Annotated in this window: 19 protein-coding genes and 1 pseudogene; 18 read left to right on the forward strand and 2 right to left on the reverse strand. The window is 29.1% G+C overall.

Features of this window, described 5'->3' with window-relative positions; genetic code table 11:
* Positions 1-40 precede the first annotated feature (40 nt).
* From IBJ83_RS04135 to IBJ83_RS04185, 11 genes are all read left to right on the forward strand, one after another.
* Positions 41-1,270, forward strand: a complete 1,230-nt coding sequence (locus tag IBJ83_RS04135; RefSeq protein ID WP_068475233.1) for a peptidase U32 family protein — start codon at positions 41-43, stop codon at positions 1,268-1,270.
* A gap of 15 nt (positions 1,271-1,285) precedes the next feature.
* Positions 1,286-1,822 carry a GNAT family N-acetyltransferase gene (locus tag IBJ83_RS04140; protein ID WP_201275435.1) on the forward strand — a complete coding sequence of 179 codons (537 nt, stop codon included), beginning with the start codon at positions 1,286-1,288 and terminating at the stop codon, positions 1,820-1,822.
* Positions 1,823-1,985: 163 nt separating this feature from the next.
* A complete protein-coding gene (gene rpsO / locus IBJ83_RS04145; protein WP_068475239.1) occupies positions 1,986-2,252 on the forward strand; it encodes a 30S ribosomal protein S15 in 267 nt (88 codons plus the stop codon).
* 55 nt (positions 2,253-2,307) lie between these two features.
* Positions 2,308-4,416, forward strand: coding sequence for a polyribonucleotide nucleotidyltransferase (locus tag IBJ83_RS04150; RefSeq protein ID WP_201275436.1), 2,109 nt, complete (start codon positions 2,308-2,310; stop codon positions 4,414-4,416).
* Between the two features lie 69 nt (positions 4,417-4,485).
* On the forward strand, positions 4,486-5,475 hold the full coding sequence (gene trpS, locus IBJ83_RS04155; protein WP_068475245.1) for a tryptophan--tRNA ligase: 990 nt from the start codon (positions 4,486-4,488) through the stop codon (positions 5,473-5,475).
* A 205-nt stretch (positions 5,476-5,680) separates the two neighbouring features.
* Positions 5,681-7,654 carry a transketolase gene (tkt, locus tag IBJ83_RS04160; protein WP_201275483.1) on the forward strand — a complete coding sequence of 658 codons (1,974 nt, stop codon included), beginning with the start codon at positions 5,681-5,683 and terminating at the stop codon, positions 7,652-7,654.
* Between the two features lie 379 nt (positions 7,655-8,033).
* Positions 8,034-9,677, forward strand: a complete 1,644-nt coding sequence (locus tag IBJ83_RS04165; RefSeq protein WP_201275438.1) for a hypothetical protein — start codon at positions 8,034-8,036, stop codon at positions 9,675-9,677.
* A 2-nt stretch (positions 9,678-9,679) separates the two neighbouring features.
* Positions 9,680-10,216 (forward strand): signal peptidase I, encoded by a 537-nt coding sequence (gene lepB, locus IBJ83_RS04170; protein WP_201275440.1) that lies wholly within the window; start codon positions 9,680-9,682, stop codon positions 10,214-10,216.
* 25 nt (positions 10,217-10,241) lie between these two features.
* Positions 10,242-11,435 carry a DUF7601 domain-containing protein gene (locus tag IBJ83_RS04175; protein ID WP_201275442.1) on the forward strand — a complete coding sequence of 398 codons (1,194 nt, stop codon included), beginning with the start codon at positions 10,242-10,244 and terminating at the stop codon, positions 11,433-11,435.
* Positions 11,436-11,455: 20 nt separating this feature from the next.
* Positions 11,456-12,481: a class B sortase gene (srtB, locus tag IBJ83_RS04180; RefSeq protein WP_201275448.1), complete on the forward strand. Its 1,026-nt coding sequence runs from the start codon at positions 11,456-11,458 to the stop codon at positions 12,479-12,481.
* Complete coding sequence (locus IBJ83_RS04185; RefSeq protein WP_201275450.1) at positions 12,482-13,123, forward strand: hypothetical protein; 642 nt, start codon at positions 12,482-12,484, stop codon at positions 13,121-13,123.
* 230 nt (positions 13,124-13,353) lie between these two features.
* Here the strand turns inward: IBJ83_RS04185 and IBJ83_RS08400 are convergent.
* Positions 13,354-14,025: pseudogene (locus IBJ83_RS08400) on the reverse strand (IS256 family transposase).
* A gap of 387 nt (positions 14,026-14,412) precedes the next feature.
* Here IBJ83_RS08400 and IBJ83_RS04200 point away from each other — a divergent pair.
* Positions 14,413-15,114 carry an HAD family hydrolase gene (locus IBJ83_RS04200; protein WP_201275453.1) on the forward strand — a complete coding sequence of 234 codons (702 nt, stop codon included), beginning with the start codon at positions 14,413-14,415 and terminating at the stop codon, positions 15,112-15,114.
* Between the two features lie 67 nt (positions 15,115-15,181).
* On the opposite strand, the gene trmB is transcribed toward IBJ83_RS04200, so the two are convergent.
* Positions 15,182-15,817 carry a tRNA (guanosine(46)-N7)-methyltransferase TrmB gene (gene trmB / locus IBJ83_RS04205; RefSeq protein WP_201275456.1) on the reverse strand — a complete coding sequence of 212 codons (636 nt, stop codon included), beginning with the start codon at positions 15,815-15,817 and terminating at the stop codon, positions 15,182-15,184.
* Positions 15,818-16,100: 283 nt separating this feature from the next.
* Here trmB and IBJ83_RS04210 point away from each other — a divergent pair, with 283 nt between their 5' ends.
* The 6 genes from IBJ83_RS04210 (at position 16,101) to groL (ending at position 25,205) form a co-directional block, all read left to right on the forward strand.
* A complete protein-coding gene (locus IBJ83_RS04210; RefSeq protein WP_201275464.1) occupies positions 16,101-18,626 on the forward strand; it encodes a ribonucleoside-diphosphate reductase subunit alpha in 2,526 nt (841 codons plus the stop codon).
* 12 nt (positions 18,627-18,638) lie between these two features.
* Positions 18,639-19,688, forward strand: coding sequence for a ribonucleotide-diphosphate reductase subunit beta (locus tag IBJ83_RS04215; protein ID WP_201275466.1), 1,050 nt, complete (start codon positions 18,639-18,641; stop codon positions 19,686-19,688).
* 178 nt (positions 19,689-19,866) lie between these two features.
* Entirely contained in the window at positions 19,867-20,811 is a 945-nt protein-coding gene (locus IBJ83_RS04220; RefSeq protein ID WP_068471976.1) for a metal ABC transporter solute-binding protein, Zn/Mn family, read from the forward strand.
* A gap of 9 nt (positions 20,812-20,820) precedes the next feature.
* On the forward strand, positions 20,821-23,073 hold the full coding sequence (locus IBJ83_RS04225) for a pneumococcal-type histidine triad protein (protein ID WP_201275467.1): 2,253 nt from the start codon (positions 20,821-20,823) through the stop codon (positions 23,071-23,073).
* Positions 23,074-23,277: 204 nt separating this feature from the next.
* Positions 23,278-23,562 (forward strand): co-chaperone GroES, encoded by a 285-nt coding sequence (locus IBJ83_RS04230; RefSeq protein ID WP_004833192.1) that lies wholly within the window; start codon positions 23,278-23,280, stop codon positions 23,560-23,562.
* An 11-nt stretch (positions 23,563-23,573) separates the two neighbouring features.
* Positions 23,574-25,205 (forward strand): chaperonin GroEL, encoded by a 1,632-nt coding sequence (gene groL, locus IBJ83_RS04235; RefSeq protein WP_201275479.1) that lies wholly within the window; start codon positions 23,574-23,576, stop codon positions 25,203-25,205.
* Positions 25,206-25,416 lie beyond the last annotated feature (211 nt).

Consider the following 25,416-nt stretch of genomic DNA (forward strand, 5'->3'; position numbering starts at 1 on the left):
TTATTGGATTCCTATTTAATAGTTAAAGGAGAATTGATTGATGAAAGATGTTGAATTACTAGCCCCCGCAGGGGATATAGAAAAATTAAAAATGGCAATTATTTATGGAGCAGATGCAGTTTATCTTGCCGGAGAATCTTTTGGCCTTAGAAAAGCATCTAAAAATTTTACAGTTGAACAACTAAAAGAGGCTACTGATTTTGTTCATGAAAGAGGAAAGAAAATATACATAACAATGAATATAATTCCTCATAATGACGATTTGATAGGTCTTGAAGAATATGTTAAAGTGTTAGTTGATATAGGAGTTGACGCACTTATCGTTGCAGATGCAGGAATTTATACTGCTGTTCGTTCGGTAAGTAAAGAAATTGAAGTACATATGAGTACTCAAGCAAGTGTAACAAATTATAGAACTGTAAAATTTTGGCATGATTTAGGAATTAAAAGAATTGTAATGGCAAGAGAGTTATCTTTAGAAGAAATCAGTTTAATTCATAAGGAAGTACCTGATGTTGACATTGAGGCATTTGTTCATGGGGCTATGTGTATTTCATATTCTGGAAGATGTCTATTAAGTAACTATATGTGTGGTAGAGATGCGAACAAGGGAGATTGTGCTCATGCTTGTAGATGGAAATATAATTTGGTTGAAGAAAGAAGACCGGGAGAATATTATCCGATAGAAGAAACGGAGCAAGGAACTTTTATATATAACAGTAAAGACCTTTGTATGTTGGATTCACTTGAAGATGTAATTAAAGCCGGAGTTCATAGTTTGAAAATTGAAGGAAGAGTAAAGACTCAATACTATGTTGCAACGGTTATAAGAAGTTATAGACTTGCACTTGATGCAATAGAAAATGGAACTTATACAGAAGAAATGGCAAGCAGGCTTTTAGCTGAAATAAAAAAAGCGAGCCATAGAGATTTTACAAAAGGATTTTATTATAAAAAACCTGATGAAAACGACCAACTTTATAATTCAAGCTCATACATAAGGACTTACGATTTTGTCGGATTAGTTTTAGATTATGATAAAGAAACAAAAATTGCAACAATAGAACAAAGAAATAGAATTTTTGTTGGAGATGAAGTTGAATTTTTTGGTCCAAGAGATGGTTTTGAAACTTTTAAAATAGAAAAAATGTATGATGATAAGGACGAAGAAATTGATGTCGCACCAAGAGCAAAACAAATTATAAAAATGCCATTGCCATTTGAAGTAAAGCCTTGGGATATTATGAGAAAAAAATTATCTGATGAATAAATTTAGGAGAAATTTATGGTTAAACTAAAAAGAATTCAAAGAGATGAATTAAGACGATTATATAATATAGAATATTCAAGTAAAAGACCTAAATGGAAAGAATATGATGCACCATATTTTGATGATTTTGAATTTAAAACTTATGATGAATTTATTTCATCAAAGGAGATTGAATTCTTTTTAGGAGAAAGAGTAAAAGGAATATATTTTAATGATGTTTTGATAGGAATAGTTTCAAAATATTGGGAAAACGAAAAAACTAGATGGCTTGAAATAGGAATTGCAATTTTTGATGAAAATTATTGGAATAAAGGAATCGGCTCAAAAGCACTTTCGTTATGGATAGATGAAATTTTTAATACTGAAGATAATTTAGAACATATAGGGCTTACAACTTGGAGTGGAAATATAGGAATGATGAAATGTAGCTTGAAAATTGGTATGACACTTGAAGGAAGAATTAGAAAAGTTAGATACCATAATAATATATTTTACGATTCAATGAAGTATGGAATTTTAAAAGAAGAGTGGATAAAACAAACTAGAAATTAATTATACTTTGATAATAAAAATTCAATTATATTAAGTAAAATTTATTAAAATAGTTTACATTTTATATGTTTTATGTTATACTTATTGAGTACCGTTGCTTTGTTTATGGAAACTCCGACCTTTACAATGCTACGGTGAATAATATTTAGGAGGTAGTTATAAGATGATAACTAAAGAAGATAAATTAAGAATTATTGATGAATTTAAGAGAGCTGAAGGAGATACTGGTTCTCCAGAAGTACAAATTGCTTTGTTAACATTTAGAATTAAATACTTAACAGAACACTTAAAAGAACATAAGAAAGACCACGCTACAAGAAGAGGTTTATTCAAATTAATCGGACAAAGAAAAGGTCTTTTAAAATATCTTAATAACGTTGATATCGAAAGATACCGTGAATTAACTAGTAAATTACAAATAAGAGGATAATTATTAAAGGGCGATTTATTCGCTCTTTATTTTTAGAAGACCATAGGAGGTTTAAATGGTTAGAGAATTTATATACAATTTAAGTGGTAGAGAACTTAAAGTTGTAATAGGAAAAGTTGCAGAGCAAGCTAATGGTTCTTGTTTAGTTCAATGTGGAGAAACTGTTGTTTTAGTAAATGCTTGTGCATCTAAAGAACCAAGAGAAGGTGTTGACTTTTTTCCTTTAAGTTGTGATTTTGAAGAAAAATTATATTCTGTTGGTAAAATTCCTGGAGGATTTATTAAAAGAGAAGGTCGTCCAAGTGAAAAAGCGATATTGACTTCAAGACTTATAGATAGACCACTTCGTCCACTTTTCCCTGAAGGATATAGAAATGATGTTCAAGTTATAGCTACAGCTTTATCTGTTGAGCAAGATAATCAACCTGATATATTAGCTATGATTGGTTCTTCTATTGCACTTACAATTTCAGATATTCCTTTTAATGGACCAACAGGTTCTGTTAATGTTGGTTATGTTGATGGAGAATATGTTATAAACCCAACTATCGCACAAAGAGAAAAATCAAGACTTAATATAACTGTATCAGGTACTAAAGATGCTATTATGATGGTTGAGGCTGGTTGTGATATTTTAAGTGAAGAAGAAGTTTTAAATGCAATTCTTTTTGCACATGAAGAAATAAAATCAATTTGTAATTTCATAGAAGAAATTAGAGCAGAAGTTGGTAAAGAAAAAGCTCCTGTTATAATTAAAGAGAGAGATGAAGAATTATTTAACGCTGTTGTTGAATATGGAAAGGCTGATATTATTAGCGCTTTAAGAACAGCTAATAAAATGGAAAGAGAAGAAAAGCTTGATAAGATTTCAAAAGAAATTTTAGAAAAATTCTTACCTGACCATGAAGATAAAAAAGGTGAAATTAATTCTGCTATAGAATCTGTTGTTGTTGATGAAGTTAGAAGATTAATCATAGAAGAGGGAATTAGACCTGATGATAGACAACTTGATGAAGTTAGAAAAATTTCTTGTGAAAGAGGTCTTTTACCTAGAACTCATGGTTCAGGTTTATTTACTAGAGGACAAACTCAAGTTTTAACTTTAACAACTTTGGGTGCTCCTGGAGAAGTTCAAATTTTAGATGGAGTTATTGACGAAGAAGACAAGAGATATATGCATCAATACAATTTCCCGCCATTCAGTGTTGGAGATGTTAGACCTTTAAGAAGTCCTGGAAGACGTGAAATCGGTCATGGTGCTTTAGCTGAAAGAGCATTGATACCTGTTCTTCCAAGTGAAGATGAATTCCCATACACAATGAGATTAGTTTCAGAAGTTCTTTCATCAAACGGTTCAAGTTCACAAGCAAGTATTTGTGGATCAACACTTTCATTACTAGATGCAGGTGTTCCAATCAAAGATTCTGTTGCAGGTATTGCTATGGGTCTTATAAAAGATGAAGAAACTAAAAAAATTGCTATTTTAACTGATATTCAAGGTTTGGAAGACCACTTTGGAGATATGGACTTTAAAGTTGCAGGAACTAAAGATGGTATTACAGCTTTACAAATGGATATTAAGATTGACGGAATTAGTAGAGAAATTTTGGCAACTGCTTTAGAAAAAGCTAAAAAAGCTAGATTACACATTCTTTCTATTATGAATGATTGTATTGCAACTCCAAGTGAAGAAATGTCAAAATATGCACCAAAGATATTTACAATGCAAATTTTACCAGAAAAGATTAGAGAAGTAATTGGACCTGGTGGAAAAGTAATTAACAAGATTATCGATGAAACAGGTGTTAAGATTGATACTTTTGATGACGGACGTATTGCAATTACTGCTGATTCAAGAGAAAACGGCGAAAGAGCTAAAGAAATGATTAACGAAATTGTTAAAGAAGTTGAAGTTGGAGAAATTTACAATGGTGTAATTACTACAATTACAAACTTTGGAGCATTTGTTGAATTAATCAAAGGAAAAGAAGGATTACTTCACATTTCAAATATGACTCATGAAAGACTTGATAAGGTAGAAAACTTATTTAAAGTTGGAGATACAGTTGAAGTTAAAGTAATAGAAATAGATAATCAAGGAAAGATTAAATTATCAAGAAAAGCATTACTTGAAAAACCTAAAAAAGAAAAAGAAGAAAAATAAATACTATTAAAAGGTAAATCTTAAAAATTTACCTTTTTTGTTAATATTTTAAAAGAGGAGGATAAGAAGATGGGAAAGATAGTTTATAGTGCATTACAACCCTCAGGACAACTTACAATTGGAAACTATTTAGGCTCTATTAAAAATTTCAAAGGATTGCAAGAGCAATACGAATGTTTTTTTACAGTTGCTGATTTACATGCTATAACAGTTCCACAAGAGCCAAAATTACTTAGAGAGAGAACATTGGACTTAATGGCTATATTTTTAGCATCAGGTTTAGAACCTGAAAAATCTATTTTATTTGTACAATCGCATGTACCACAACATGCTGAGCTTTCTTGGGTTTTAAGCTGTATGAGTTATATGGGACAACTTAGCAGAATGACTCAATTTAAAGAAAAATCTCAAAAATCTGAAGAAAATTTAAACGCCGGACTATTTACTTATCCTGTTTTAATGGCAGCAGATATTTTATTATATCAAACAGATTTAGTTCCGGTTGGAATCGACCAAAAACAACATTTAGAACTTGCAAGAGATTTAGCTGAAAGGTTTAACAATAAGTATTCTGATACTTTTGTAGTTCCTGATGGAATAATTGGAAAAGAAACAGGGAAAATTATGAGTTTAAAAAATCCTGAAAAGAAGATGAGTAAATCTGATGAAGACCAAAATTCTTTTATTTTGTTACTTGATGATGAAGAAACAATAAAGAGAAAAATCAGAAAATCTGTAACAGACAGTCTTGGAAATTTTGACTATAATGATGAACAAAAAGGCTTGAAAAACTTAATAAATATGTATATTGCTTTTAGTGGAAAAACAAGTGATGAAATTGTTTCAAAATATAAAAATGAAAACTACTCAGTATTTAAGGAAGATTTAGGACAATTAGTTGCAGATAGTTTAAAACCGATAAGAGAAAAACATAAAGAATTTATTTCAGACAAAGCATATCTTGAAAAAGTTATGAAAGAAGGAGCTGAAAAGGCATCTTACTTTGCAAATAAAACACTTAGAAAAGTTTATAAAAAAGTTGGATTTTTACCAAGATAAAACTAATTTAAGATTATATAAATTTTAATTCAGCAATTAAGGTTGATGAGCGAAACTTGTCAACTTTTTTTGTGCGATAATTTGTCAAATCAAGTGCAAAAATTAATTTTTTCTAATTGAAAAAATTTTGATTTATTGATATAATTAAGCTGTTAGATTTTTATTTTGAAATAATATATTTAAGTGAGGGAATGATATGGAAGATATGGAAATTAAAAATTTATGTGTTAATACTATGAGAACACTAAGCGCAGATGCGATTCAAAAGGCTAAGTCAGGACACCCTGGACTTCCACTTGGCGCATCACCGATGGCTTTTACTTTATTTAATGATTGTTTAAAAATTTCTCCTAAAAACCCAAATTGGTTTGATAGAGATAGATTTATTTTGTCAGCAGGACATGGTTCTATGCTTTTGTATTCATTACTTCATTTATTTGATTACGGTGTTAGTATTGAAGATATAAAAAACTTTAGACAAATTGATAGCTTAACTCCGGGACACCCTGAGTATGGTCATACTTTAGGAATAGACGCAACTACTGGACCGCTTGGACAAGGCGTTTCTATGGCTGTTGGTATGGCTATGGCTGAAAGTCATTTAGCATCAATTTTTAATACTGATGATTGTAAAGTTGTTGACCACTATACATATTCAATCGTAGGCGATGGTTGTCTTATGGAAGGAATCAGTAATGAGGCATCTTCTTTAGCAGGAACTTTGAAACTTGGTAAACTTATTGTTTTATACGATAGCAACAATATAACTATTGAGGGAGATACTGCAACTGCTTTTGGAGAAAATGTTAGAGGAAGATATGAGGCGTTAGGTTGGGATACTTATTTTGTTGAGGATGGTAACAATCTTGAAGAAATTTTAAAAGCAATAGAAAGTGCAAAGAAAATTGATAAACCTTCATTGATTGAAATAAAAACAAGAATTGGATATGGCTCAACTAAAGAAGGAAGTGCATCAGCACATGGTGAACCTTTAGGTGAAGATAATATTCCTACTTTTAAGAAAAATATAGGTTGGGAATATGAAGAAAGTTTCTATGTTCCACAAGAAGTTAAAAGCTATATGAAAGAAGTTGTGGCAAAGAAAAATACTTTTGTTGATGAATGGGAAAAACTTCTTGAAGAATATAAAGTAAAATATCCTGAAAAATATGATTTATTTGAAAAATTTATGAAAGAAGAAATTGACGAAGAAATTTTAAATGATAGCTCAATTATTGAATTTGATAAAGATATGGCATCAAGAGAATCAAGTGGACTTGTTTTAAATAGATTTGCTAAATTACTTCCAAATCTTTTTGGTGGTTCAGCAGACTTAGGTCCTTCAAATAAATCAGTTATGAAAGATTTTGATTTCTATTCACCTGAAAACAGAAGTGGGAAAAATATTCACTTTGGAGTTAGGGAACACGCAATGGCTGCAATCTGTAATGGTATTTCACTACATGGAGGACTTTTACCATATTGTGCAACATTCTTTGTTTTCAGTGATTATTTAAAACCTGCAGTAAGACTTTCTGCACTTATGAATCAAGGTGTTATATACGTTTTAACTCACGACAGTATCGGAGTTGGGGAAGATGGTCCAACTCACGAACCAATCGAACATTTAGCTATGTTCAGATCAACACCAAATGTTTCAATGTATAGACCTTGTGATGCAAAAGAAACTGCTTATGCTTGGATTTCAGCTTTAAAAAACAGAAAGACACCAAGCTGTTTAGCATTAACAAGACAAAAACTAACTAATCTTGAAAAAACTTCAAACGAGGCTCTAAAAGGTGGATATGTATTAAAAGACTTTGGAAAAGATTTTGAAATGATTGTAATGGCATCAGGCTCAGAAGTTGGATTGGCATATAAAGTTTGTGAAAAACTTCTTGAAGAAAATATTTCAACAAGACTTGTTTCAATGCCTTGTATGGAAGAATTTGAAAAACAAAGTAAAGAATATAAAGAAAAAGTATTACCAAAAGATATTAGAAAAAGAGTTAGCATCGAAGCACTTTCAACATTTGGTTGGGGAAAATACGTTGGACTAGACGGACTTTCAATCGGACTCGATACATTCGGGGCATCAGCACCTGCAAATTTATTATTTGAAAAATTTGGATTTACAGTTGATGCAGTCTATGAAAAAATTAAAAAAGAATTATTCTAATTTATAAAAAATTGTAAAAATAGCGAAGAAAAACTTCGCTATTTTTTTATGAAAATATTTTCATTAAAATATTGAATATATTGGTGTAATTTTTTATAATCATCTTGAGTTATAAATTTACAAATTGCAAGAATAAGTTAGCCAATAAAAAAAGTTTAAAAAAATATTTTAAAAAAGTATTGCAAAGATTGTTTTAATTTGATACAATATATATATATATATATATGCGTGAATTACTGACTTATAAGCCGTTTATATTATTGAATTTGTTAAAGAAATTTCAATTATAACGAGCTAATTGTGTTTTTTGCTATTTTTTAATTTTTATATAAAATAATTTTAAATTTTAGAATCTTCATACAAGGAGGTGAGAGTATAAGTGGCTTTAAGTAAAATTAAAAAAAGTTTAAAAAAACTGTTGTTTTTTACTTTAGTTTTTTCATTTTCAGCACAAACTCTAAAAGTACAAGCTTTAGATGACAAGCTAGAAACAAATACGACATTTGAAAATAGAAGTGTTTTAACTGAAGAAGGTGGAATAGCTCCTGTGGGAATTCAACCAAGATCGGCAGAGTGGGCTGCTCCAATTAATAAAGTTTGGTTTGGTGGGAGTAGTACAGATTTAGAGTATGCTAAACGTGGTGTTTATATAGATAAAAAAATTGATTATAAAAACAATAGTATTCACTGGAAGGTTGAGTTTAACCGAACAAAAGATTTTTGGAAGTATCCATATTTTTACGTCTTTATGCCTCATCACACTAACGTTGTTGAAATACATAAAAACTGGGGAGCATCTATGGTAAAAGAAACAGATTTTGACAAAAACAACAGATGGAATTACCCGACTGGTTCACAACAATATCTCGAGGAGTTTGACAACAGAGTTATAAATCACATTCCTGAAAATGACGCAAGAATGAAAGAGATAAAGTCTAATCTTAACTGGTTTAAAGATGAAAAATGCAGTAATGTGCTTATATCAAGAGAAGGTGAAGTAAATTCAAATGCTACTTGGGAGTTTACTACAGAACATGAACCGGGAACAGTTTTAGAAAAAGTTCCTATGATAGCGGGTTCTTACGGACATACCGCTACAAATCCTTTTGGTTGGCCAAGGGGTCTTGCGGTTGGGACTTTCGGAATGGCTGCAAGACATGAAATTCCCATTCCTGAAACAACTTACGTAAATAATCCTAAGGATTTAACTGAAAACGAAAAAAAACTTGTTACTAAAAGAGTTTTGGAAAAAGTTTTGGAAGAATATAAACGAAAAGTTTTGGAAACTGATAAACCAGAAAAATATAAAAAAGAAATAGCAGAATTTTTTGGCGAAAATGTAAGACTAAAGGTAAATGGTCGTGAAACGACTATAAGATATGAAGAGTACGACGGGGGCACAAAGCTTAGACTTTTAGATGGAGCTGGTCGCGAAATTACCGATGTAAATACTATTGATTTAGTTAAAGATAGCTATGGTGATCCAATACTTAAACAGGGAAATAAGATTTCTATAGACAAAGATGGACGATTTAATATCCACTTTAAGGACGATACTATTGGAACACTTGATCCTTTTCTTTATGTTAAAGAAAAAGAATTACGTGTACTTCCTAAGTTTCAAAGAATAATGGAACTTCAGCCTATTGCAGAAATAAGTGTAGAAGCTTTAGGGTCTGTAGTTTTTGAAAATTCTATTAAGGTTGATGAATCAACACCTCTTCCTAAAGGTCTTACATTAACTAAAAACGGAAATAAAGCTTTTATTACCGGAACTATTAACGATGTTGTTTTTCCAGCAGGGAAAAATACAGTTGATTATATTATTAAAATTAGAGCTGATGATCCTATTAATAGGATGTCAGTTGTGAAAGAGGTTAAAATAACTGTTCAAAAAAATCCGGGACTGGTTCCTGTTGGGACTAATGAACGAGGGTATGACTTTCCAATTAAACTGTTAAGTTTAGGATTTTTGCTAACTGTCTTTTCTTTGTATAATATTAAAAAAAGGAAATTTGATTAGTTATGCAGATAAATATTACTAAAAAAAAGAAGAAAAAAAGTTCTAAAGATCCCGTAATTAGAGCTACCCTTAAACTTATGATTAAATTTACAAGTATATTACTTGTAATGGCTTTTGTCTTCACTTTTATATTTGGAATTTACAGAGTAAACGATACATCTATGGTTCCGAATGTTAATGCCGGAGATATGGTTTTGTACTATAGACTAGATAAAAAGTTTATTGTAGGCGATACTATCGTATATGAATATAATGGAAAAAAAAGTCTTGGAAGAATTGTTGCTATTTCTGGCGACGAGGTTGATATTGATGAAAGAGGATTTAAAGTAAATAATTCAAATCAATATGAGCCTAAAATATATAAAGAAACACTACCTTTTACCGAAGGTATAAAATTTCCTTTAAAACTGAAAGAAGATGAAGTTTTTATCTTAGCAGATAATAGAGAAAATGCAGTTGACTCTAGGCTTTTTGGGGCTGTAAAAGTAAAAAAAATTTCAGGTAAAATCTTCACTTTGATTAGAAGAAGAGGAATATAAAAAATTAAATTAAAGGAGAAAAATTATGAAAAACAAATCTATTAAAAACAAAGTTTTTGCATCAGCACTTGCATTAACACTTACAATTGGAGCTTTCCAATTACCATCTTATGTAGCAAACGCAGACGAAACACCTGCACCACAACTTAAACTTAAAAAAGTTTTAAACTTACCTAAAGATGGAGTATCAACACCTGATGTAACTTTTAATTTTCAATTTGAAGAACATAGTTTTAACAAGGATACAACAAAGAAAGATAAACTTCCAAAAATTCAAGGAAAGCCAGCAGTTTTTAATAAAACTATGGTAAAGGATATGGATAAAGCAACTGAAGGTAAACAAATTGTAAAATTAACAGACGATGTATTAAAGGACATTCAATTTAAGGAAGCTGGACAATATACATACAGCGTAACAGAAACAAAAGGAAATACAACTGATATAACTTACTCTAAGGCGACATATTTAGTTTCTCTACTTGTAGGAGCTAATGATAAAGGAAACTTTGTAGTAAAAAGCATTGAAATAAAGAAAGAAAAAGATGATAAAGGAGTAGATGTAACTAATCCCCAAAAAACTCCTTACAAACCTGGAACAGGCGATAATGGTGAAGGAAATGAATTTGTATTTAATAACCACTACGACCCTAAAGCCGGAAATAAGAATCCTGATGGAAAAGAAATTAAAGAAGATGACAAAAAAGGTTTCGTACTAAGAAAAGAAGTAGCAGGAGAAAAAGCTAATTTTAGCGAAAATTTTAAATTTAAAATAACAGCTAAGAAGCCTGAAGGTTCACACAGTGATGCAAAGACATTTAAATACAAAGTTGTAACTAACGGAGTAGCAGGACAAGAAGAAATAGGAACTTATGGAACAGCTTTTGATGTAGTATTAAAACACGCAGACAAAGTTGTATTTTCAGACGTTCTTTTAGGAACAACTGTTACAGCAGAAGAAACTGTTGACGGCGGATACACAAAGGATATAAAAGATGGAAGTAAAATAAATGGACAAAAAGTAACTGTTGAAAATTTAACACAAGGACTTGCAATTGGTGATGATGCAGACGGAAACTTTGTTAACTTTGTAAATACTCAACAAACAGCAACAGGTTTTTTAATGAATAATTTACCATTTATAGCACTTGTACTTGTAGCAGGGGCAGGAATCTTATTCTTTGTTAAAAACAAAAAAGAAGATGAAAATACTCAAGCGTAAGTTTTTACTAGGTTTCTTTGATGGAAAAAGAAATAGATAAAGATATAAAAGATTCTTCTAAGAATTTTATAGAATATAAGGAGGAGAACTCTCCTCCTTTTAACTCTTTTGATAATTTATCAACTTTTAAAGATAATCAAAAAAAGAAACTTAAGATAATAAGAAAAATTTCGAGATTTTTAGATTATATAATTCTTATTGTATCAGTGCTTGCTTTATTTTTAGGAGTGTATGCTTTTTGGGATACACATCAAGTTATGGAAATAGCAAGTAATCAAAAATATCAGATGTATAAACCTAAAAGCAAAGAAGATACTCTTTCATTTGATGAGTTAAAAAAATTAAATCCTGACGTTTGTGGTTGGATAGATGTGTATGGAACAAAGATAGATTATCCTATTGTAAGAGGAAAAAACAATTCACAATATCTTAACAAAACTGTCAGCGGAGAATTTTCAACTGCCGGAAGTATTTTTTTAGATTATAGAAATGAGAAAGATTTTTCAGATTTTCAAAATATTCTTTATGGGCACTATATGGCTGAAAGAAAAATGTTTGGAGATATGGAACTCTTTAAAGACAAGACTTTTTTTGATAATCACAAATATGGTATTATAAACAGAGATGAAAAAAGTAGTTTAGGCATAGAATTTTTTGCGTTTTTTAACACTTTAGGAACAGATGCAACTGTTTTATCTCCTGCCAAAACAAAATTGGATAAAAAAGAGTTAATAGATTATATTTACGCTAATGCTACTTTTTCAAGAGATATTACTTTTAAAGATGATGAAAATATTATAATCTTAGATACATGTGATCTTTCTATAACAAATGGAAGATATATACTTGCAGGTAAACTTACTGATACGATACGTGAGAATGAATTTAAAGAAGTTGTTAAAGAAAATAAATTTTCAAAACTATTATCTAAAACATATAATGTGAATTTTTTACTTCTTTTTATTGTTATTTGGATTTTACTTGTGATTATTTATTTGATTTATGAAAAAATTAGATTAAAAAATAAGGGAAAGGAGGCTAATTAAATGTCTAAAATAGTAAAAAAATTTAAGATACTTGTACTTTTTTGTACAGTATTAGCTTTCGTTTCAAATTTTTATATTTCTTTACACAAAGTTAATGCTCAAAGTCTAGCAACTTTTTCATTTACAGTAGAACAAAATATACAGATAAATAATGATTATAGTAAACCTAAAACTAATTTTTCTTATATTATAGAAGCTGTTACAAAAGACGCTCCACTTCCAGAAGGAGCAAAAGGTATATATGTTTTTAGTATAAATTCAGATTCATATAAAAATATAAGCATAGATTATTTTAAAACAGGTAAATACAAATATAAATTATATTCAATAAATGATGAAACTATTAAATATGTAAATTATGATAAAGAAGTTTACACTTTAGAAATTGAAGTAGTAAAGACTATAACCGATGTTGTAGTTAAATCTACTATTTATGATTCAAATTATCACAAAGTTTCACAAATTAAATTTACAAATGTTTATAATATACCATTAAGGAATACTCCTACAGGTAAAATAGGATTTTTACCTAAAACAGGAAGTAGTAGTGAAGTACTGTTTTGTGCTATATTGCTTTTAGTATTAAGCATTGCATTGTATTTTGTTTTCATTATGAAAAAAGAAGAAAAAGAAGAAAATTAAATTATAAAAATAAAAAAAGTGATTATACATCTAGTTTTAATCACTTTTTTATTTTATAAAAAATTAATTATTTTTAATAGATTTATATTTTAAAATGATATATAATATTATTAAATTTATAAATATATTCTTTGATATTAAGGGCAGTGTCAAGTTTTTGTGTAAACTCTTTTAAATTTCTTGTAAAAACAAGTGGTAAATAAATTTAAATTAAATAGTAAACTAACTGATTAAGGCAAGCAAAACGGACGATTCATCCCTATAGGGGATGAAAATTTCTCCTCAAATTTTCCTTGAATTTCGTCTAGCATTTGCGTCAACTCATACTGTGCTATTTTAAAGCCTTTATGAATCTTCGTGCTGAATGTCGAACTATATTTGCTTGCATATATAAATACATGTTTTTTCAAGGATGCTTCGTTTGTAAACTGCTGATTAACCTTAGTTTTTCTTTTTAGTTGCTTGTTGAAAGTTTCTGATATATTATTGGCATAAATGCTTGACCTAATTTAATTTGGAAACAGCATAAATGTAAACAGATTGTCTTTTCCTTGTAGGCTTTGTTGAACTTTCGGGTATTTTTTACCCCACTTATCAAAGAAAGTATTTAGTGCATCTAATGCTTCATCTATGGTTTCTTTGTTGTAAACTTGTTTTAGGTCTTGAAGTACTTCGGCTTTATCTTTTGCCCTTACTTTGTTTGATATGTTTCTCATAATATGAGTCAAGCATGATTGATGCTTAGACAACGTGAATTCATCTGTCAGTGCCTCAGATAGTCCCGTTAATTCATCACTTACAAACAGCAAAATATTTTTCAAGCCTCTTGATTTTAAATCTTGAAGCATTTCCCTGTAGTTATTTGCTGATTCTGTGTTAAAATTAGTCATGAGGATCTCCATATTCTTGAAAATTTTTGTGTGGTAACTTAATTTTACAATATGGGTTCTATATCAAGGAACAAATTTTTAGTTTACACATAATATTTTACATTATGAATTTGTAAAAAAATATGTTATAATAAATACAGTTTTATGGTTATTGTATAAAAGTGTATTTATTTCATCATATTTACCTTTTTAAATTTATCAAAATGGAAATATGTTATAATAAATACAGTTTTATGGTTATTGTATAAAAGTGTATTTATTTCATCATATTTACCTTTTTAAATTTATCAAAATGGAAATATGTTATAATATATTTATTCTTTAAAATACTTTAAATTTTGATTTAATATTACTTTTTATATAATTTTTGATGTAATTAGTAATATATTTGGAGGGAAAATGAAAGCTATATTTTTTGATTTGGATGGAACTTTGCTTCCTTTAGATGAGGAATTATTTGTTGATATTTATTTTGAGGAATTGTCAAAAGTATTTTCTGTTTATAATATTGATAGTAAGAAGCTTGTTGAAAATATTTGGACTGCAACTCATGAAATAATTAAAAATGATGGAAAGAGAACTAATGAAGAGGCCTTTTGGGATAAACTTAATAGTAATATAAATATTGAATTATCTGATGTTAAAGAAGTATTGAAAAAGTTTTATGCAAATGAGTTTTTTACTAAGTTAAAAAAGTGTTCAGCTGAAAATAGTTTGGCAAAAGTTGCCGTTGAACTTGCAAAGAAGAACGGAAGAAAAGTTGTTCTTGCTACTAATCCGGTTTTTCCTATAGATGCATTAGTTAGATTGAAATGGACAGGACTTGATATTGATGACTTCGATTATGTTACTCATTATGGCAATAGTTCTTTTTCCAAGCCGAATCCCAAATATTACTTAGATTTATGTGAAAAACTGGATGTTGAACCTAAGGACTGTTTGATGATTGGAAATGATGAAAGGCAAGATATATTTGCAGCTAGTAGTGCTGGGATGAATTGTTATTTAGTAACAGATTATCTTTATACTTATCCTGAATGTGAAGTAAATTGTGAAAAAGGAAGTTTTAAAGATTTAATTGAAAAATTAAAAACTTTATAATATAAATATGTATAAATTAAAAAGACAACAATTATATGAATTGCTGTCTTTTTGTTTGTTTTTATAATTATTTCTTTTTTGCTATTAGGAATTTTATGTTTATTCCTAGTGTTTTGAATTTATTTTCGTATTCCGTTTCTATGTTTTGTGGGTAGTCGAAGTTTGCTAGGTCGTAAGTTATTAATATTACTTCGAATCCGTTTTCGTTAAAATATTCTAGGCTTGCCTCGAAAAGGTCATCGTCATCTGTTTTGAAATGTATTTCGCCTTCATCTACGAGTAAGTTACTATATTTTTTTAAAAAGTTTGGGTGTGTTAATCTTCTTTTGTGATGTCTTTTCTTTGGCCAAGGGTTGCAGAAGTTTATGTAAATTCTTGAGATAGATTTTTCGTTAAAAAATTCGTCAATTTTTTCTATGTTTGTAGGGATTGCACGAACATTTAATAGTTCCAAATCTCTTATTTTTCTTGTTGCATATACGATTGCATTTGTGTCTAGGTCTAATATGCAGTAATTTATATCTTTGTTTCTTTTTGCAATTTCGCTAATGAATTTTCCTTTTCCACAGCCTAGTTCAAGGTTTATCGGATTATTATTTTTAAATTCTTCATTCCATTTTCCTTTTAAGTTTTGAGCATCAAATATTACTTGCTCATTTTCTTTCATTTCGGGAACTGCCCACCATTTTTTTCTAAGTCTCATTAATTTTCCTTTCATAAAAAATTTTTATTCTTACATATTATTATATCATATTATGGTAAATATGATGAAATAAATATATTTTTGTAAAAACACAAAACTACATTTATTATATCACATTTTTTATTTAATCAAAAATTTTTTAAACTACTAGTAGTTTTATTTTTGTTTAAGTAGAAATTTTTAAATAAAAATAAATAAATATACTATATATAGTTTAAAATAAAAATTTTATTCTATATATATTTTGTTTTGTATTGGGTATAAATGAGCAGAGGTGATTTATTTGAAGATTATAAAGAGGGATTTATCAGAGGTTTTATTTGATATTTCAAAGATTGAGAATGCAATTTACAAGGCATTTGTTAGTGTTGGTGATGAAGATAAAAAAATTCTTTCAAAAAATTTAGCGAATGAAGTTTTTGAAAATATTTTGAAAGACAAGGGAGAAAATGTAAGTATAAGTGTTGAAGAAGTTCAAGATTATGTTGAAAAGACTTTAACTAAAAATAATCATTATGATACTTTGAAAAGTTACATTTTATATAGAGAAAAGAGAAATTCTTTGAGAAAGGAATTAAATTCTTTTAGAGAATATATTGAAGATGAGAATTTAATTGAAATTTTTGCAAAAATTCAAAAAGATTTTTCAACTGAAGGTTATGAGCTTGATAGGTTATTTAGAAAATTTTTATCTTTTGTTAAGCCTAATTCAACTTTGAATGAAAAGGTTGAGCTTTTGATAAAGGCATCTTCTGAATTAACTTCAAAAGAAAATCCAAATTGGGAGTACATTTCTGCGAGAATTTATGCTTATAAGATTCATAAAGGAATTTCTAATTACGAAAAGGAATTGCATATTGTTGACTTTAAATCAAAGATAAAAGTTTTAACTAAACTTAATTTATATGGGGCATATATTCTGGAAAATTACTCTAATGACGATATTGATGAACTTGAAAAATATATGGATAATTCAAGAGATGAACTATTTACTTATTCATCTTTAGATTTAGTTTATAAAAGATATTTAATATGCGATTCACATAAAAAGGTAATTGAAACAATGCAAGAAATGTTTATGGGAATTGCAATGCATCTTGCTATTCCTGAAAAAGATAGGGTTTCTTTTGCTAAAAAAGTTTATGATGTACTTAGCAATTTAAAGGCAACTGTTGCAACTCCTACGATGTCGAATGCAAGAAAGCCGTTTCATCAACTTTCTTCTTGTTTCATAGATACTGTTCCTGACACTCTAAAGGGAATTTACAGAAGTATTGATAATTTTGCACAAGTTTCTAAACATGGTGGTGGAATGGGACTTTATTTTGGCAAGGTTCGTGCAACAGGTTCAGATATTCGTGGCTTTAAAGGTGTTGCAGGTGGAGTTATAAGGTGGATAAAACTTGCAAATGATACAGCTGTTGCTGTTGACCAACTTGGTGTTAGACAAGGTTCTTGTGCTGTGTATTTAGATGTTTGGCATAGAGATGTTCCTGAATTTTTAAATCTTAGAACAAATAACGGCGATGATAGAATGAAAGCACATGATGTTTTTCCTGCAATTTGTTTTCCAAATCTATTTTGGCGTTTAGCAAAGGAAAATATAAATTCTAATTGGTATTTATTCTGTCCTCATGAAGTAAAGGAAGTAATGGGATTTTGTTTAGAAGATTTTTATGGAGAAGAATGGGAAGAAAAATATAAACTTTGCATTAAAGAGCCGAGACTTGATAAGAGGGTTTTAAGCGTTAAAGATTTAGTTAAGTTGATTCTAAAAAGTCAGGTTGAAACGGGAACTCCTTTTATATTTAATAGAGATAATGCGAATAATACAAATCCAAATTCACATAAAGGAATGATTTACTCTTCAAATCTTTGTACTGAAATTATGCAGAATATGAGTGAGATTTTAGATAGTGAAGAAAAGATTATGCAAATAGATGGAGAAGAACATGTTGTTACTGATGTAAAGGCAGGAGATTTTGTTGTTTGTAATCTTGCAAGTCTTGTTCTTGGGAATATAGATTTGAAAAATGATGATGAAATGGAATTTGTCGTTTCGACAATGGTAAGAGCTTTGGATAATGTAATTGACTTAAATTACTATCCAACACCTTTTGCTAAGATAACAAATTCAAAATACAGAGCAATCGGACTTGGAACAAGTGGTTATCATCATGCTCTTGTTAAAAATAAAATTATGTGGCAAACTGATGAACATTTGGAATTTATGGATAAAGTTTATGAAAAGATAAATTATTTTGCAATTAAGGAAAGTTCAAAAATTGCAGAAGAAAAGGGAAGTTACAAATATTTTGAAGGTTCAGATTGGGAAAATGGAAAATATTTTGAAAAAAGAGAGTACAATTCTAAAAAATGGCTTGAGCTTAAAGAAAAAGTTTCAAAAAACGGTCTTAGAAATGCATATCTTTTAGCAGTTGCACCAACAGGCTCAACTTCGATTATTGCAGGAACTACTGCAGGTGTTGACCCTGTTATGATGAGATATTTTCTTGAAGAAAAGAAAGGTTCAATTATTCCAAGAGTTGCACCGGATTTAACTCCTGAAACTTTTTGGCTTTATGAAAATGCTCACGAAGTTGACCAAACTTGGTCTATAAGAGCGGGTGGAGTTAGACAAAGACATATTGACCAAGGACAAAGTTTGAATCTTTACATTACAACTGATTATAAGATGAGTCAAATTTTAAAACTTTTGATTTTATCTTGTGAAGTTGGATTGAAAAGTATTTATTATATAAGAAGTAAAAGTTTAGATATTGAAGAATGTGATAGCTGTTCAGCTTAGAAAGGAAAGATTATGAAATTAAATAAAAAAGCTCTTTTTAATGAAAATGGAGATATTGAATTATCAAAAAGAAAAATGATAAATGGAAATACTACAAACTTAAATGATTTTAATAATGTAAAATACACTTGGACAACTGAATGGTATCGTAATGCGATGAATAACTTTTGGATTCCTGAAGAAATTAATTTATTTCAAGATTTAAAAGATTATAAGGTAATGGACGAATATGAAAAAACTGCTTTTGATAAAGTTTTAAGTTTTCTTATATTTTTAGACAGTATTCAAACTGCTAATCTTCCATACATTGGGGAATATATTACTGCAAATGAAATTAATCTTTGCCTTACAATTCAAGCGTATCAAGAGGCTGTGCATTCACAAAGCTATGGCTATATGTTAGATAGTATTTGTTCGCCTGAAGAGAGAATAAATATTTTATATCAATGGAGAGATGATAAGCATCTTCTTGCAAGAAATAAATTTATTGGTGATTTATACAACGAATTCCAAGAAAACAAAGACCCATATAGCTTAGTAAAAACTATGGTTGCAAACTATATCTTAGAGGGAGTTTATTTTTATTCAGGTTTTATGTTCTTCTACAATTTAGGAAGAAATGGTAAAATGCCAGGCTCAGTACAAGAAATCAGATATATAAATAGAGATGAAAATACGCATCTTTGGTTATTCAAAAAAATGATTTTAGAATTACAAAGCGAAGAGCCTGAACTTTTTACAGAAGAAAAAGTTGCTGTGTATAAAGAGATGATTAAAACAGGCGTTGAGCAAGAAATTGCTTGGGGACAATATGTTTTAGGTGAAAATATACCGGGACTTACAATGCAAATGGTTGAAGATTATATAAAATATCTTGGAAATCTTAGAAGTACAGCTTTAAACTTTGGTAAACTTTATGACGGATATGATGAAGAACCGGAAAGTATGAAGTGGGTTAGTGAGTATTCAGACCCTAATGCAATAAAAACAGATTTCTTTGAGGCAAAACCATCAGCATATTCAAAGTCAAGCATAATAGATGACGATTTAGATGATCTATAAAAAACAAAATTAAATATAAAAATAAATTAAAAACTAACTTTTTTTCAATTAGTTAGTTTTTTTATTGAAAAAATTTATATTAAATTTAGTTTAACTATTGAAAAATAAAATTAATAGTAGTATAATATTAACACAAATAGGAATTATTTGCATTAAAATTTTTTAAAGGGGGATTATTATGAATATTAAATTTAAAAAAATTATTTCAATGATTATTGTTGCATGTATTTTTTTAGTAGGTTGTTCTTCAAGTAAGAATGACAAAACAAAAGAAATAGCAACTACTGAACAAAAAGGCAGAAAAAAAGTTATTTATACTACATTTTTTCCGGTAACTTATTTAACAAATAGTATTGTTGGAGATAAAATGGAGATAAAAACAATTATAAAAGGAAATCAGGAACCTCACTCATTTGAAATAAAAACAAATGATATGAAAGATATTTTAGAGGCTGATTTAATAATTTATAATGGAGCAAATATGGAAAGTTTTATTCCAGATTTGGAATCAGTTGTTAATGATAAAAATAAGTTTTTGAATATGTCTCAAGGACTAACTCTTTTAGATAATGGAGATGGACTTTCAGACAAACACGAAATGGTAAATCCACATACTTGGCTTAGTATAAAAAATGCAATTATTCAACTTGATACTATTTATAAAAAAGTTTCTTCTATAGATCCAGAAAATGAAGCATATTATAAAGAAAATTTAAAAAAAGCACAAGATGAATTTAGAGCTTTAGACAAAAAATTTGAAACAGAGCTTGCAAAAGTTAAAGATAAGGAAAAATATTTTGTTGTAAGTCATGCTGCTTTTAATTATCTTGCCAATGATTATGGATTAAAGCAAGTTGCAGTTACAGGTATTTCTCCTGAAAATGAACCTTCAGCAAAACAACTTCAAAAAATTGCCGAATTTGTTAAAGCACATAATATAAATACTATATTTTTTGAAGGAAAAGCAACTCCAAAGGTTGCTGAAACTCTTGCAAAAAATACTAACACAAAAACTTCAACTTTATATACTATGGAAAATTTAACTGACGAAGAAATTAAAATGGGCTATTTAAAATTAATGGAATTAAATTTAGAAGCGTTAGTTAAATCATTTAATGAATAGGGAGATATTATGAGTAAAAATTTAAAGAATAAAATAAATAGAATGAATTTGATTTTAGTTTGTAGTGCAATTCTACTTACAAGCTGTTCAAAAAAACAGGAAGAAAAGGAAAAAAGTTCTACAAAAAATTTTGAGTTTGTAGAAAAAGAAACAAATTATAAAAAGGATGAGACAACAGAAGTTTTAATTGATGCGGAAATAAAAAAGAGTGATATAGTTAGGTCATATAAACACGGAGACCACTGGCATGTGTTTACTAAAGACGGTAAAGAACATATTACTTATACAGACCCTTCAAAATTGGGAGATGGAAATTCGCTTTCTCTTGTTAGTGTTGTTTCAAAGAGTAAATTAAGAGGATTAAATGTAACATCAATATTAAAACATGGGGATCACTGGCATGTTTATACAGCTGATGGAAATGAATATTTAACTTATGAAAATCCATCTAGTATGTTTCCTAATATTACTGTTGGAAATTATGTAGGCTCACATAGTTCTAATAGAAATAGAGGAAGTTCAAACAACTATTCACATGCTAATATTATTGAAGAGAAAAAAGATAGAGTTGTAAAGATTTTAAGACATGGAGATCATTGGCATATTTATACTGAAAGTGGTAAAGAGTATATCAGTTATACTGATCCTACTTCAAAATATCCAAATGTAGAAGTTGGAGAATATCAAGGAAATCATGGTGATTCTCAAGAAAGTCCGGAAAATGAAAAACCTAATGTTCCAAGTGCTAGTGGAAATTTACTTGAAGCTAGAAAGAATCTAAATATAATAAATGTTTTGGGAAAAAATGCTGTTGACAGATATGATATAGTAAAGATTTTAAAACATGGAGATCATTATCATATTTACGATTCAAAGGGAAATGAAGGCATCACATATACTAATCCAAAATCACTTTATCCTGATGCTGAATTTGGAGAATATCAAGGTAATCACGGAGATGATTCAAATAACCATTCACATGCTAATATTATTGAAGAGAAAAAAGATAGAGTTGTAAAGATTTTAAGACATGGAGATCATTGGCATATTTATACTGAAAGTGGTAAAGAGTATATCAGTTATACTGATCCTACTTCAAAATATCCAAATGTAGAAGTTGGAGAATATCAAGGAAATCATGGTGATTCTCAAGAAAGTCCGGAAAATGAAAAACCTAATGTTCCAAGTGCTAGTGAAAAATTATTTGAAGCTAGAAAGAATCTAAATATAATAAATGTTTTGGGAAAAAATGCTGTTGACAGATATGATATAGTAAAGATTTTAAAACACGGAGATCATTATCATATTTACGATTCAAAAGGAAATGAAGGCATCACATATACTAATCCAAAATCACTTTATCCTGATGCTGAATTTGGAGAATATCAAGGTAATCACGGAGATGGAAATGAAAAACCATTTGAATGGCCAAAAGGTGTAACAAGAATCGTAGATCATGGAGATCATTGGCATTTATATGTTGGAGATAAAGAGGTTGCAGTTGTTCACGAAAATCCAAGAAGTCATTATCCTAATGCAGAATATATCAAAGAAGGAAGTGACCACTCTGATATTAGTGTAGATGAAAATGAATTATTTACTTATGAAAGTGTAAAAGCGGAAATAAAAGACAAAGTAATTCCATATCTTGACAATAATCTTAGAGCAATGAGATATTATGGAGATTTAAATACAACATTACCTGTTTACGGTTCTAACGGAGTTACAAAAGGAATATTTTATTGGTTACATGGTAACCACTACCATGCAATAACTATAAAACAAATTATTCAAAATGCAAAAGCCGGTCAATATGGTGAATGTACTGCAAGAGAAATTGTATCAGCTCTAAAATATATAATTCAAAATCCAAATGCAAAAATTGAGTCTAAAATAACTGTTGATAGAGAAGAAGTAGTAAAATATCTTAGAAAAGTTTATAATCTTGAAGGTGAAACGGATGTACAGATTATTGGAGATATTGCTTATGTTTATATAAATGGTGAGACTTTAAAATTTAGTTTAGCAGATTTTGAAAAAGTAAATGGAAAAATCAGATATAAAAAGAAACTACCAGAAGCACCAAAAAAAGCTAAAAAAGATAATGAAAATTCTGATGTAGAAAATGAAGATAAAAATAAAAATACCATTCATAAGTCTGAAGATAAAAAAGTTGATGAAAAGAAAAAAGAAAAATTAAATACTAATAAGTCAACAAAATCAGACGAAAATAAGAAAGAAAAAGACAACAAAAAGAAGTAATCTTCTAAATTTAAAATCACTCAAATAGAGTAAAATCTAATTGAGTGATTTTTTGTAAATAAATAAGTTTATTTTAAATAAAATTTTTTAAAAAACTTTTTTTGTAAATATGTTTGTAAAATGTTTTTTATGTGGTATAATATATTTGTAATCAATTAGCACTCAAGTTAATAGACTGCTAATAACTTTAATAGGAGGGATATTATGAAATTAAAACCAATAGGAGATAAATTAGTTATAGAAATGGTTGAGGTAGAAGAAAAGACAAGCTCAGGTATTGTTCTTCCTACTTCTGCAAAGGAAGCGCCAAGTGTTGCAAAAGTTTTGGCAATTGGTGATGAAATTTTAAAAGATGAAGATAAAAAAGATTTAATCAAGGTTGGAGATAAAATAATTTTCTCTAAATATGCAGGAACTGAAGTTAAACTTGATAAAAAAGAATATATTGTTGTAAAAATTGCTGATGTTTTAGCAGTTGTTGAAGATTAGGAGGTTTTTAAATGGCTAAAGAAATTAAATTTAACGAAGACGCAAGAAAAGGAATGGAAGCTGGTATTAATAAACTTTCAAATGCAGTAAAAGTTACTCTTGGACCTAAGGGTAGAAATGTGGTTTTAGATAAAAAATTCGGTGCACCTCTTATAACAAATGATGGTGTTACTATTGCAAGAGAAATTGAATTGGAAGACCCTTATGAAAATATGGGTGCTCAACTTGTTAAAGAAGTTGCTACTAAGACAAATGATGTTGCAGGGGACGGTACAACTACTGCAACACTTTTAGCTCAAGCAATTATTAGAGAAGGATTAAAGAATGTTGCTGCTGGAGCAAATCCTATGATTATTCAAAAGGGAATTAAAAAGGCAGTTGAAAAGGCAGTTGAAGGAATTAAGGAATTTTCAAAACCTGTTGAAACAAAAGAAAGTATTGCTCAAGTAGCATCAATTTCTGCTGCTGATGAAGAGGTTGGAAAACTAATTTCAGATGCAATGGAAAAAGTTGGTAAAGACGGTGTTATAACTGTTGAAGAATCAAGAAGTATGGGAACAACTTTAGATGTTGTTGAAGGTATGCAATTTGATAGAGGATATGTTTCTCCTTATATGGTAACAAACACTGAAAAAATGGAAGCTGAACTTGAAGACCCATACATTTTAATTACTGATAAAAAGATTAGTAATATTCAAGAAGTTTTACCTGTTTTAGAACAAATCGTTCAACAAGGAAAACCACTTTTAATTATTGCTGATGATGTTGAAGGGGAAGCAATGGCAACTCTTGTTGTTAATAAATTAAGAGGAACATTTAACTGTGTAGCAGTAAAAGCACCTGCTTTTGGAGATAGAAGAAAAGATATGTTACAAGATATTGCTATCTTAACAGGTGGTACAGTTATTTCAGAAGATTTAGGATATGAATTAAAAGAAACTTCTATTGAAATGTTAGGTAGAGCAAGAAGAGTAACTGTTGGAAAAGAACTTACTGTTATCGTAAATGGTGCTGGAGAACAAAAAGCTATTGAAGAAAGAGTTGCATTAATTAGAAATCAAATTGAAATAAGCGATTCTGAATATGATAGAGATAAATTACAAGAAAGACTTGCTAAACTTGCAGGTGGAGTTGCTGTAATCCAAGTTGGAGCAGCAACAGAAACAGAATTAAAAGAAAGAAAATTAAGAATTGAAGATGCTTTAGCAGCTACAAGAGCAGCAGTTGAAGAGGGTATCGTTCCAGGTGGTGGAACTGTATTGTTAAATGTAATTCCAAGAGTTAAAGCACTTCTTGAAAAAACAAATGGAGATGAAAAAACAGGTGTTAGCATAATTGTTAAAGCACTTGAAGAACCTGTTAGACAAATTGCTATTAATGCAGGTTTAGAAGGCTCTGTAATCGTTGAAAATGTTAAAAATGCAGAAGTTGGAATTGGTTTTGATGCTTTAAATGAAAAATATGTAAATATGCTTGAAAGCGGAATTGTTGACCCTACAAAAGTTACAAGGTCAGCATTACAAAATGCATCAAGTGTTGCATCAATGGTATTAACAACAGAGGCAGCAGTTGCTGATGTTACTAAAGAAGAACCAATGGGGCAAATGCCTGGCGGAATGAATCCTGGAATGGGATATATGTAGGCTAATCTACACATAAGATATCTTTTAAAATTAAAATTTAATTTTGAATATATTTAAATTTATCCCATATTGTAAAATTAAGTTAGCCAGTAAGAATAGAAAAAAACATCTCAAAGAGGTATAATAGTAATTGAACAAAAAACTAAGAAAGGAACCTCAATGAGATGTATAATAATTGTAACACAAAACACAAACATTTAACAATAGATTT

It is taken from the genome of Parvimonas parva (assembly GCF_016552165.1).
GTDB classification, from domain to species: Bacteria; Bacillota; Clostridia; order Tissierellales; family Peptoniphilaceae; genus Parvimonas; species Parvimonas parva.

Coding starts and splice junctions, on each gene's coding strand:
- srtB (WP_201275448.1), top strand. CDS start 11,456: ATGGAAAAAGAAATAGATAAAGATATAAAAGATTCTTCTAAGAATTTT.
- IBJ83_RS04215 (WP_201275466.1), top strand. CDS start 18,639: ATGAAATTAAATAAAAAAGCTCTTTTTAATGAAAATGGAGATATTGAA.
- lepB (WP_201275440.1), top strand. CDS start 9,680: ATGCAGATAAATATTACTAAAAAAAAGAAGAAAAAAAGTTCTAAAGAT.
- trmB (WP_201275456.1), bottom strand. CDS start 15,817: ATGAGACTTAGAAAAAAATGGTGGGCAGTTCCCGAAATGAAAGAAAAT.
- trpS (WP_068475245.1), top strand. CDS start 4,486: ATGGGAAAGATAGTTTATAGTGCATTACAACCCTCAGGACAACTTACA.
- IBJ83_RS04230 (WP_004833192.1), top strand. CDS start 23,278: ATGAAATTAAAACCAATAGGAGATAAATTAGTTATAGAAATGGTTGAG.
- IBJ83_RS04220 (WP_068471976.1), top strand. CDS start 19,867: ATGAATATTAAATTTAAAAAAATTATTTCAATGATTATTGTTGCATGT.
- tkt (WP_201275483.1), top strand. CDS start 5,681: ATGGAAATTAAAAATTTATGTGTTAATACTATGAGAACACTAAGCGCA.
- IBJ83_RS04140 (WP_201275435.1), top strand. CDS start 1,286: ATGGTTAAACTAAAAAGAATTCAAAGAGATGAATTAAGACGATTATAT.
- IBJ83_RS04185 (WP_201275450.1), top strand. CDS start 12,482: ATGTCTAAAATAGTAAAAAAATTTAAGATACTTGTACTTTTTTGTACA.
- IBJ83_RS04135 (WP_068475233.1), top strand. CDS start 41: ATGAAAGATGTTGAATTACTAGCCCCCGCAGGGGATATAGAAAAATTA.
- IBJ83_RS04200 (WP_201275453.1), top strand. CDS start 14,413: ATGAAAGCTATATTTTTTGATTTGGATGGAACTTTGCTTCCTTTAGAT.
- groL (WP_201275479.1), top strand. CDS start 23,574: ATGGCTAAAGAAATTAAATTTAACGAAGACGCAAGAAAAGGAATGGAA.
- IBJ83_RS04150 (WP_201275436.1), top strand. CDS start 2,308: ATGGTTAGAGAATTTATATACAATTTAAGTGGTAGAGAACTTAAAGTT.
- rpsO (WP_068475239.1), top strand. CDS start 1,986: ATGATAACTAAAGAAGATAAATTAAGAATTATTGATGAATTTAAGAGA.
- IBJ83_RS04225 (WP_201275467.1), top strand. CDS start 20,821: ATGAGTAAAAATTTAAAGAATAAAATAAATAGAATGAATTTGATTTTA.
- IBJ83_RS04175 (WP_201275442.1), top strand. CDS start 10,242: ATGAAAAACAAATCTATTAAAAACAAAGTTTTTGCATCAGCACTTGCA.